Here is an 11,367-nt window from a genome sequence, read left to right as displayed (position 1 = left end):
ACTGCTTTATGGGCACCTCTTCGCATTTGTTGCACTTAGATTGTCAATTCAAGCTTGAAAAACGACCAAGCATCATATTCATCATGATAGGATAATCCGTCTTATGCCTACTTTAGGATCTCGCCATGAAAATCGTTTTTGCTCCTGATTCATTCAAAGAAAGCCTAACTGCCGCAGAAGCCGCCGCCGCCATGCAGCGTGGTTTTGCCAAGGTATTTCCTCAGGCGGAATATATTTGTATGCCGATGGCCGACGGAGGTGAGGGCACTGCCGACGCACTGGTCAACGCCTTGAACGGAGAATGGATTTCCGCAGAAGTACACGATCCGCTTGGCCGGCCGATTTTTGCCCGTTACGGTTTGCTGCCCGGTAACCGCGCCGTTATCGAAATAGCCGAAGCCGCCGGCCTGCATTTAGTGGCGGCAGACGAGCGCAACCCCTTGCACACCAGTACGTTCGGTGTCGGCCAGCTCATACTCCACGCCCTTTCGCGCGGTTGCCGTCATATTATTCTCGGCTTGGGCGGCAGCGCCACCAATGATGCCGGCGCAGGAATGTTGCAAGCATTGGGCTTCAAATTATTGGATCAAAACGGGCAACCTCTGCCTGTAGGCGGCGCTACTCTGGCCGGCTTATCCGCCGTCAACGACGAAGCGGTACCGGCTGCGCTGCGCGAATGCCATTTTGAAGCGGCCTGTGACGTCACCAACCCGCTGTGCGGCGCACAAGGTGCCAGCGCAATATTCGGCCCGCAAAAAGGCGCAACGCCGCAAATGGTCGTCGCGTTGGACACCGCACTCTCCCATTACGCCGATATCATCGCCGCCCATGGTTTTGCCGACAGCCGCGACCAAGCGGGCAGCGGCGCTGCCGGCGGCATGGGTTTTACCTTGCGAAGCGTATTGAACGCGCAATTACTGCCCGGTATTGAGATGGTGATGGCCGAAACCGATTTGAATGCCTGTCTGAAAGGAGCTGATTTGGTGGTAACCGGAGAAGGTAGGATGGACGGCCAGACCGCTTTCGGCAAAGTACCCAGCGGCGTATTGAAAGCGGCTCAGGCGCAAGGCATTGCGGTAATCGGCATTGCCGGCTCGGTTGGTGGCGATGCTGCGGCATTGAACGCCTTGGGATTTAAAGCAGTATTTCCCACCATTGCCGCGCCCGCTTCGCTAACCGATATTCTTGCCAGCGCCGCTCATAATGTGGAACGCACCGCCGAACAAGTGGCGGCAGTATGGCAACTGGGAATGAACCGGCAGACACGTTAATTTCCGGGCTGAGACCTTTTCAGAATATAGCAGATTTAATTAATTTTCGATACAAGGCAGCAAGCCGCAGACATTACAAGTAGTACGGCAAGGTGCAGCAACGCCGTAGCGAAAGTTAAGTTAATCTGCTATACATCAAAATATATACGCCATACTTGTGCTTGGCTCAAGTATGGCGTACGTACTTTATGGCGGATTTACTCTAAGTCGACACCCTAGCCCTCCCCTTGGTGATAAGGCTTCAAGACTTTCTTCACCTGCTTGAACCAGGCACGCTGTTCGCGCTCGCTCACAGGCCTGTCTGAAGCATAATGCCAATGTTCGTACTGCTTCAGCAAGGCAACCAGTTTTTCATCCTGCATACCGTTATCCGCCATCAGCCGTACCAATTCGCTGCCGGTAATGCCCGGCAATTTCGGGTCATCGCGGCCGAGCAGGGTTTGTTTGATTAAGTTCAGTCCGTCATCCAGCGGACGGATGTCTTGACAGCGGCCGCGGCGCCACCACCAAACCAGCGGCAAGGCAGCCAGCAAAATACCCAAGCCGAACACCAGCAGCAAAGCGGGGCGACCGAAATTCGCCAAGCCCAACGAGGCCAGCAGATGGTTTTGACGGGTCTGGTCGTAATTCACCACCCATTGCTGCCAATAATATTGGCCGGTAGCCGACCAACGCTGCCAGTTGCCGTTGTTTTGCTCGAATACCTGTTGCTCGGCCTGCGGCAAAGCCTGCTGGATACCGCCGGCCGCACGCCTTTCCGAAACCGCGGCAGTAGGATCCACCCGCAGCCACGCCTCTTCTTCCGGCAACCAAACCTCCGCCCAAGCATGGGCATCGCGCCCGCGAAGTTGCCAGAACCCGCCGTTCTCGAAGTATTCGCCGCCCAAATAGCCGGTCACCACCCGCGCCGGCAGGCCGGCGGCACGCATCATCACCACAAAACTTTGGGCGTAATGCTCGCAAAAACCTTGTTTGCTGCCGAACATAAAAGCATCCACCCCGTCGCGCCCTTCGGTTTTCGGCGGTTGCAAGGTGTAGCTAAAGCCATTGCGGCGGTAATAATCCAGCGCTCTTTTGATGATTTGGCGGCTGCTGCCGGCTTGTTTCGCCCAACCGGCGGCCAGCTGGCGCGTGCGCTCGTTACCGCCGGGCAAGCGGGTGTAGAAACTGTATTGCGAAGTGGTGAGCGACTGCGGCAATTGCTCGCCCAACGAAGCTTGCAAACTCAAACGGCGCAAACCTTCGCGACTGCGCTGTGCGCGAATGATGTCGCCCGAGCGCATCACGGTACCCTGCGGCAAAGCGCCGCCGGGATAATCCAGCGCCGGTAACGCACCGGCTTGGTCGCGCACCACGATTTGGTAGTTCACCGTGCGCCCGGCAACGGCGCGGCGGCCGACGGAATTGTCCATCAACTGCTCAGGCAGCGCGCGCCAAGTGCTACCGTCGAATTCGGCCATGATAATGGCGCGCCAATACATCTGCCGTTTATCAGGCGCAGTGCCGCTGAACGTGATATTGGCGACATGCTCGTCGCTCTGTACCAAATTGCTGATACTGCCCGGGCTCATGGTATTGGATAGGCCGGTTTTGGCCTGGCCGCCCTGCGTTTGCGGAATCCGCCACAACGGCTCGTTTTTACGCGGCACCGTCACAAACAGTACCACCATCAGCGGCAAGGTAAGCAACAGCGCGCTGAGGCTGCGGCCAAACGCCTGGCGCGCCGGCAACCCGCCCAGCATGGCGAAACACAAACACACCGCCAACAGGCTGCTCAACACCCACAAACCGGTGAGCGGGCTTTGGTTAAGCAATACGCTGGAGCCGATTAAAAACAACATGGCCAGCAGCAAAACTTGCCAATCGCGGCGCGTACCGCCCTCATAAGCCTTCAGCACAATCATCAGCAATAAAAAGGAAATACCGCCGTCGCGCCCGATAACGGTGCCCAATTGCTGCCACACCAGCAAAGCCGAGGCAATCAGCAGCAATAACACGAGCAGCAGCGAAACTTTGCCGATCCGTAACTGTACCAAGAGGAAGCGTACCGCCAACAGCACGCAAAACAGCAGCATGATGCCGGCAGGCAAACTCAAGCCCAACGGCAACGCCGCCCATAACAGGGTAAGCAAAACCGCCAGCTGCACGCTTGGGCGCGGCTGGTGGTTGAGAAAGGGAGGATTTTGGATAAACATAATTATATGAGCAGTGCGCGCCCGCTAACGTTGCATCATTGCGCGGCGCAATAGAGTAAAAATTTTCCCGGCGGAAGCTGCCGCCCCTTTTAAATAAAGTGTGCCCGCCGTATATGGCGGATAACTTCAATTGTAATAACTGTCTCGTTATACTCGGGCCAAGCCCGGGTATGATGCTCCTACTTTTTCTTAATTTGCTTGGCTATAGCGGATTAACTTAACTTTCGCTACGGCGTTGCTGCGCCTTGCCGTACTACTTGTACTGTCTGCGGCTTGCTGCCTTGTATCGAAAGTTAATTAAATCCGCTATATATTCCAGATTATTTCATACGCCTTATATTTCTTCAGACAGGCATTTCAAAACAAATGCCTGTCTGAAAACATCGGCGTACGTTTTCAGACAGGCATTCGCCGCTATAACAAAGCCAGAGCCGTCAACGCGATTTCCCGCTGCCCCTTCTGCGGAGCAATGGTGCGGCGCGGCAACTCCAACACATAAGGCAGCCCCGAACGTTCGGCCTCCAGCACCCGGTGGCACAACAGGCCGGCCAAACGCTCTTTATGGCTCACCGACGGATAATCCTTATAAGAAATCACCATACTGCGCACCGCAGATTGCGGCATATCGAAGCGTTTATCCAACAATTGGCCGGTTTTCGCATAAGTTTTCCAAGCAATATGATTAAGCGGCATGCCCTCTTGATGTGCCTGCAAATAGGCGATTTCATCACCGCCTTGCACGGGCGGGCGCGATGTATCTTCCTCGCCGTCCGGTTGCGTTAACGTGTCCGGCGTATGCGGCAACGGCGCCGGATACACCACCATCTGCGTGTTCCAAGACCACGAACACTGCACCATATACAGGCCAAACGGCGCCAAACTGGCACTGCGCAACACCGGAATCCGCAGATAACCGTGGCGCAAAGCCGGTACCGCCCAGTCAAGCGGCTCGCCCCGCCCCGCCGGCAACTGCCATTCCCGCCAAATTGCTGCTGATTTAGGGTCGTTCACAAAATCATCTTCATTGCACAACCACAACCAACGGCGGCGCACATTTTCCCCTGCCGACACCTGCAACACGGCCTCGCCACCGGCAAACACTTCATGCGGCATGGCCACATCCAGCCGCAAAGCCAGCAGCTGGCGCAGATTCAATAACAACGCCACACCGGCAAAACCCAGCAGCCAAAACGCCACGGCATAAGCCAGATTCACCTGATACTGCAAGCCCACCAACCACAACAGCGCCACCATCACCAACAGGCCCACCCCCAAGCGGGTAGGCCGTATCACCAAGCTTTTCCATTGCGGCGCACCTTCAACCGGCGCCAGCCGCTCCTCAGGCGATCGCCACATGATCAAGCAAATCCTTCAGCAGCATTTCGCTGTTTTGTTGCTGTTGCACCGCCTGCACCCTATGGTTGGCTACCGGCACCCAAACCGCCTTCACATCATCGGGCAACACATGGCCGCGCCCCTGCATAAACGCCCACGCTTTGGCAGCCGCCACCACCGCCAATCCTGCGCGCGGGCTCAAACCCAACACAAACCGGCCCGGCTGGCGGGTGGCCTCCACCAAACGGAACACATAATCGGCCGCTGCCTGCGATACTTTTACCGCCGCCACCTCCTGCATCCATCCTGCCAATATTTCCGCATTACACACCGCCTGCAGCTGCGGCAGCGTTTGGCGGCGGTCGCCTTGGAAATACAGTTGCTTTTCCGCTTGAGCCGAAGGATAGCCCATACTCAGCCGCATCATAAAGCGGTCTAGCTGCGACTCCGGCAGCGGGAAAGTACCGATTTGTTCGACCGGATTTTGCGTCGCCACCACCAAAAAAGGCTTGGGCAAACGATACGTTTTGCCGTCCACCGAAACCTGCCGCTCCTCCATCGCCTCCAACAGAGCCGATTGCAGCTTGGGCGAAGCACGGTTGATTTCGTCGGCCAGCAGAAAATGATGAAACACCGGACCCGGATGGAATTCGAACTTACCCTCGTTCGGGCGGTAAACACTCACCCCCAGCAAATCCGAGGGCAGCATATCGTTGGTAAACTGCACCCGGCGGTAATTCAAACCCAATACCGCCGCCACTCCGTGCGCCAAGGTGGTCTTGCCCACCCCCGGCACATCTTCCAACAACACATGGCCACCCGCCAACACACAAGCGAAAATCTGCCGTAAAACCGTCTCCTTACCCAGAATCACCTGATCGAGCTGCTGTAATGCGTTTTGAATTTGAGCATTCATTATTTTATTTTTCTTTCGTTTTCAAAGAGTTTTAAGCTTTTATCCCGCGCAAGCGCGAATAAATGCAAGCCGCGTATTTTAGCATTTGCCCCTGCCCATATGATAGTTGGCTGCGATATTTTTTCAGACAGGCATAAGCTTGGTTCCGTATGCACAACAATAACCCGCTACCGTTTGAAGCCGGCTCATCGTGTAAAACGATTTTGCCTAATCAAACGCCATGCTTGGCGATTGATTCGGAGCATCGAACAGGAAAACCAACTATTCTTCATGGATATTATCTGTTAAATTAAAAATAAAAAAATAAATGCGGTTTTACAGCCTGAAAACTTTGCAAAACTCATGCCGGCATGGCGGAATCTCTCGTTATATTTTTCGAATTTTGCAAAGATACCAACCCGGGGGCCATTATTTTTAACCAACAGCCCCTAATCAGAGGAGAGAAATAATGAGCAAATCTTTAGAGAGCGAACGCAAGTTTTTCGGGCACCCGTGGCAACTTTCCTCGCTGTTTCAGATTGAGCTGTGGGAGCGCTTTTCGTTTTACGGCATGCAGGGCATCCTGCTGATTTATCTGTATTACCAAACCGCCGAAGGCGGTTTGGGCATCGATAAGGCGGTGGCGGGCGGTATCGTCGGCGCTTACGGCGGCAGCGTTTACCTTTCCACCATTTTGGGCGGTTGGCTGGCCGACCGTTTGTGGGGCGCGGAGCGCACGCTGTTTTATTCGGGCATGATGGTGATGGCCGGGCATATCGCGCTGGCCGTGATTCCGGGCTTGGCCGGTTTGCTGTGCGGCCTGGTGCTGATTGCGCTGGGCAGCGGCGGCGTGAAGGCTTCGGCCAGCTCGATGGTAGGCTCGCTGTATGAAAGCGAAGAATTGCGACCGCTGCGCGATGCCGGTTTCTCGATTTTTTATATTTCCATCAATATCGGCGGTTTTTTAGGCCCGCTCTTAACCGGCCTGCTGCAAAACCGGTTGGGTTTCCACTACGGCTTTGGTGCGGCGGCAGTGGGCATGGCGTTCGGCCTGCTGCAATATGCGCGCGGACGCAAATCGCTGCCACCCACACCCGCGCCATATCCGCTGCCCGCAGGCAAGGGCAAAATAGCGGCTGCGGTTGCGGCTGTTTTGATTGCGTCCTTGGCTGTGGCCGTGGGCGCGGGGCTGATTAATCTGGAGAACTTTTCAAAAGTGTTGCTGGGTACGGTGATTCTGGCCACTTTGGTTTATTTCGTGCGCCTGCTCGGCGGATCGGGCGTGGAAGCGCAAAACAAGCGCTACATCACCGCCTATATTCCGCTGTTTGCGGTAATCTGCATTTTTTGGGCGCTGTGGTTTCAGGTGTTTACGTCGGTTACGGTGTATTTCGACGAAACGGCCAACCGCAACATCGGCGGCTTCACCATTCCGGTATCGTGGAAAGATTCGCTGCAAAGCCTGTGGGTGGTGCTGTTTTCCGGCCTGATGGCGGCGATGTGGACGAAAATGGGAGAAAAGCAGCCGAAAACGCCGTTGAAATTCGCATTATCGGTGATGGTGCTGGGCGCATCGTATTGGTGTTTCGTGCCGTTTATCGCATCGGGCGCGGTGATGCCGCTGGCAGTGTTTGCGTTGGTGATTTTGGGCATTACCATTGCCGAGTTGCTGATTTCGCCGATTTCCTTATCGCTGGCCACTAAAATCGCGCCGTCCCACTTCAAAACCCAAATGGTGGCATTGAATTTTTTGGCTCTGTCGCTGGGGTTTACGCTGGGCGGTTTGCTGTTTAAAGAATATTTTGCGGTGGAATCCGCCGCTTCGTTTTACCGTTTGATCGGCACGGCAGGTTTGGCAACGGGCGCGGTGCTGCTGGCATTGGTGCCGGTGCTGAACAGCCTGCTCAAAGGCGTGGATTGATGCGTGCCGCAGATTAATTGTAGAAAATATCATTTCCCGGAGAATTTTAAGTATGAATACGCCTTCCCAACGTTTGGCCGCCTTGCGCCAAGCCATGAGCGCGCAAGGGTTTGATGCGTGGATTATCCCCTCGGCCGACCCGCATTTATCGGAATACCTGCCGCAGCACTGGCAGGCGCGGGTGTATGTTTCCGGCTTTACCGGCTCGGTCGGCACGCTGGTGGTGAAAAAAGACAGCGCCGATTTGTGGGCGGACAGCCGCTATTGGGAACAGGCCGCACAGCAGCTTGCCGGCAGCGGCATCACCCTGCAAAAGCTCGGTTTCGGCAAAACCCATGTGGAAGATTTGGCCGAAAGCCTGCCTGAAAACGCCCGCGTGGGCGTGGCGCCCGATATGCTGTCGCTGGCGGCCAAGCGCCAGTTGGAAAGCGCGTTTGCGGCAAAAAACATCAGTTTGGCGCACGATGGCGATATTCTCGCCGCCATTTGGGAAAACCGCGCCGCCCTGCCGCAATCGCCGGTTTACCCGCACGATGCCGCTTTTGTGAGCGAAAGCGCGGCGGCAAAACTGGCGCGGGTGCGCGCGGCCATGCAGGAAAAAGGTGCCGATTACCACCTGATTTCTTCGTTGGATGACACCGCCTGGCTCACCAATCTGCGCGGCAGCGACGTGCCGTTCAATCCCGTGTTTTTGTCTTACCTGCTGATCGGGCAAAATCAGGCTACGCTGTTTGCCGCGCCCGAAGCCTTAACGCCTGCCGCCCGCGCCGTGTTGGCCGAAGCCGGCATCGGCACCGCAGGTTACCATGAAGCGGCGGCCGCTTTGTCGCAGATTGGCGGCAGCCTGCTGCTCGACCCTGCCAAAACGGCGGTCAGCACTTTGGCGCAACTGCCCGACAGCGTGCGGCTGGTGGAAAGCATCAACCCCTCCACCCTGTTCAAATCCATCAAATCCGCCGCCGACATTGCCCATATCCGCGAAACCATGCGCCAAGACGGCGCGGCCTTGTGCGGATTTTTCGCCGAATTGGAGCAGAAGCTGGCAAACGGTGAAACCGTTACCGAGCTGGACATCGACACCCTGCTGCTGGCGCACCGCAGCCGCCGCCCGCATTTTATCTCGCCCAGTTTCAACACCATCGCCGGCTACAATGCCAACGGCGCGCTGCCGCATTACAGCGCCACGCCCGAAGCCAACGCCGTCATCAGCGGCAACGGCCTTTTGCTGATTGATTCGGGCGGCCAATATCAGGGCGGCACCACCGACATTACCCGCGTGATGCCCGTCGGCACGCCTACCGCCGCGCAAAAACGCGATTTCACGCTGGTGCTCAAAGCCCATATCGCGCTGGCGCAGGCGGTGTTTCCCGAAAATATTCTGTCGCCGATGTTGGATGCCATCTGCCGCGCCCCTTTATGGCAGGCGCAATGCGACTACGGCCACGGCACGGGGCACGGCGTGGGCTACTTCCTCAACGTGCACGAAGGGCCGCAGGTGATTTCCTACCATGCCGCCCCCAACCCCAACCACGCGATGAAAGCCGGCATGTTCACTTCCAACGAACCCGGCCTTTACCGCCCGCAGCAATGGGGTATACGCATTGAAAACCTGGTGGTCAACCAAGCGGTGGAAAACCCCGCCGAAACCGCGTTCGGCCGCTTTTTGTGTTTTGAAACCGTTACCCTGTGCCCGATCGACACCCGCTTGGTGGATACGGTATTGATGACGGCTGCCGAAACCGAGTGGCTGAACCGCTACCACGCCGAAGTGCGCGAAAAACTGCTGCCCCTGGTGGAAGGCGCGGCGCGGACGTGGCTGGAAGAGCGCACCGCTGCGGTTTGAGCCGCCGAAGCTTGATATTCTTGCAACTGCAAGGCGGCAGCAAAAGTTTTGCGCCCTACTGCGGTTGGCTGATGTATTGGTGTTCTTTCCAATCCATCAGATGGCCGGATCAAGCGGCGGCGCAAAGTTTTAAAAGTTTTATGCCTGTCTGAAAATACCGGGGCTTTTTTCAGACAGGCATTTTTATTACTCAAACCACACATACAATAATTTAATTAATTTTCGATACAAAACAAATTACTATCGGCTCCAATCTATTTAGCCTCATCATGCTTTTGTTGACGCTGATGTTCATCCCCCCATGCTTTCAAAGCCATAACTGCTTCTTGTAAAGTTTTACCGTATCGGCTCAAGCGGTATTCCACCCGCGGCGGCACTTCGGGAAATACCGTCCGGCAGATAATTCCGTCACGTTCCAACGCGCGCAGTTGCGCCGTCAACGTACGCTGTGAAACATCGGGCAAGATACGGCGGATTTCATTAAAGCGTAATACGCCGTCGGTAAAAAGACGGTAAAGTATCGTGCCCTTCCATTTGCCGCCGATTACAGCAAGTGCAGCTTCTACGGAACAGCCTTCGGCACAGTTAAATTGTTGGTGCGGTATTCTGCTCATAAGTAACCTTTATGTAACTATATGAAAAATAAGTGCGTTCTTGTTAAGTTGCGATTCAGACGGCATGATACGGCTTTTTTAAGCCCCATGGGAGTTTTATCATGAAAGCCATTGGTTTCAACCGCCCGTTACCCATTTCTGATCCCGCTTCGCTGCAAGATATCGACCTGCCCGAACCCGAGCTGCGTCCGCGCGATATTCTGGTGGAAGTCCGTGCCATTGCTGTTAACCCCGCCGATGTGAAAGTCCGCGCTTCACATACGCCTGCTGAAAATACATACCGCGTATTGGGATGGGATGCAGCTGGCATTGTAAAAGCAGTAGGCAATGATGCAGCTTTTTTCAAACCCGGAGACGAAGTCTATTTTGCAGGCAGCATCAACCGGCAGGGAGCCTATGCCGATTATGTTGCCGTAGACGAACGGATTGCGGCCCGCAAGCCTAACAGCTTGGACTTTTCCCATGCCGCTGCTTTACCGCTGACGGCAATTACCGCTTGGGAAACACTATTTGACCGCCTGAACATCCGTCAACCTGTGGCCGGTGCCGCCGATGCACTTCTAATTATCGGCGCAGCAGGCGGCGTAGGCTCCATGGCCATTCAGCTTGCCAAGCAATTAACCGGACTAACCGTGATTGCCAGCGCTTCACGCGCCGAAAGCCAGCAATGGTGCTTGGAGTTGGGCGCCGATCATGTCATTAACCATCACGAAGACCTTCCGGAGCAAATCGCCGCCATCGGCATCGGCAAACCGGCTTTTGTTTTCTCCACCAACCATACGAAAACCTACTTGCACCAAATCATCGATCTCATTGCTCCCCAAGGCCGCATCGCCCTAATTGACGACCCGGACGTACTGGACATTACCCCGCTGAAAAGCAAAAGCCTGTCTTTACATTGGGAATTTATGTTCACCCGCCCCTTGTATGAAACGGCCGATATGAGCGGACAAGGCAAACTGTTGACGGAAGTGGCCCGCTTGGTAGATACAGGACAAATCCGATCCACCTTGAACCATGAGATTAAGGGCATCAATGCGGCCAATCTGCGTTTGGCCCACGAATTGTTGGAACGGGGAGACCGCATAGGGAAAGTGGTGCTCAGCCGAGAATGAGCGGAGAACGGTTTGGCAAGCCGCTATCGTGAGTTATAGCGGATTAACTTAGCTTTTGCTACGGCGTTGCTGCGCCTTACCGATCTCCGCTTGCTGCCTGGTATTCAAAAATGTGTTAATCCACGCTATAGCAGATTTAATTAATTTTCGATACAAGGCAGCAAGCCGCAGACAGTAC

Annotated in this window: 8 protein-coding genes; 4 read left to right on the top strand and 4 right to left on the bottom strand. The window is 55.3% G+C overall.

Annotated elements, in window-relative coordinates; genetic code table 11:
* The first annotated feature begins 125 nt into the window (after window positions 1-125).
* Window positions 126-1,271: a glycerate kinase gene (locus tag Q4C79_RS12190; RefSeq protein WP_303091293.1), complete on the top strand. Its 1,146-nt coding sequence runs from the start codon at window positions 126-128 to the stop codon at window positions 1,269-1,271.
* A gap of 215 nt (window positions 1,272-1,486) precedes the next feature.
* Here Q4C79_RS12190 and Q4C79_RS12185 read toward each other — a convergent pair whose 3' ends face one another.
* From Q4C79_RS12185 to Q4C79_RS12175, 3 genes are all read right to left on the bottom strand, one after another.
* On the bottom strand, window positions 1,487-3,466 hold the full coding sequence (locus tag Q4C79_RS12185; RefSeq protein WP_303091292.1) for a DUF3488 and transglutaminase-like domain-containing protein: 1,980 nt from the start codon (window positions 3,464-3,466) through the stop codon (window positions 1,487-1,489).
* 414 nt (window positions 3,467-3,880) lie between these two features.
* A complete protein-coding gene (locus Q4C79_RS12180) occupies window positions 3,881-4,822 on the bottom strand; it encodes a DUF58 domain-containing protein (protein WP_303091291.1) in 942 nt (313 codons plus the stop codon).
* Entirely contained in the window at window positions 4,806-5,717 is a 912-nt protein-coding gene (locus Q4C79_RS12175) for a MoxR family ATPase (RefSeq protein WP_303091290.1), read from the bottom strand. The genes Q4C79_RS12180 and Q4C79_RS12175 overlap by 17 nt, the downstream gene beginning before the upstream one ends.
* 448 nt (window positions 5,718-6,165) lie before the next feature.
* On the opposite strand from Q4C79_RS12175, the gene Q4C79_RS12170 reads away from it, so the two are divergent.
* Both Q4C79_RS12170 and Q4C79_RS12165 read left to right on the top strand, forming a co-directional pair.
* Entirely contained in the window at window positions 6,166-7,617 is a 1,452-nt protein-coding gene (locus tag Q4C79_RS12170) for an oligopeptide:H+ symporter (protein ID WP_303091289.1), read from the top strand.
* A gap of 52 nt (window positions 7,618-7,669) precedes the next feature.
* Window positions 7,670-9,460, top strand: coding sequence for an aminopeptidase P family protein (locus tag Q4C79_RS12165; protein WP_303091288.1), 1,791 nt, complete (start codon window positions 7,670-7,672; stop codon window positions 9,458-9,460).
* 254 nt (window positions 9,461-9,714) lie between these two features.
* Here the strand turns inward: Q4C79_RS12165 and Q4C79_RS12160 are convergent, their stop codons facing one another.
* Window positions 9,715-10,074 (bottom strand): helix-turn-helix domain-containing protein, encoded by a 360-nt coding sequence (locus Q4C79_RS12160; RefSeq protein ID WP_303091287.1) that lies wholly within the window; start codon window positions 10,072-10,074, stop codon window positions 9,715-9,717.
* A gap of 101 nt (window positions 10,075-10,175) precedes the next feature.
* On the opposite strand from Q4C79_RS12160, the gene Q4C79_RS12155 reads away from it, so the two are divergent.
* Window positions 10,176-11,189 carry a zinc-binding alcohol dehydrogenase family protein gene (locus tag Q4C79_RS12155; RefSeq protein WP_303091286.1) on the top strand — a complete coding sequence of 338 codons (1,014 nt, stop codon included), beginning with the start codon at window positions 10,176-10,178 and terminating at the stop codon, window positions 11,187-11,189.
* The last annotated feature ends 178 nt before the right edge of the window (window positions 11,190-11,367 follow it).

The organism is Neisseria sp. (assembly GCF_030523955.1).
Lineage (GTDB): Bacteria > Pseudomonadota > Gammaproteobacteria > Burkholderiales > Neisseriaceae > Neisseria.
The sequence above is the reverse complement of the archived record's forward strand: the minus strand, read 5'-3'. Positions and strand labels throughout refer to the sequence as shown.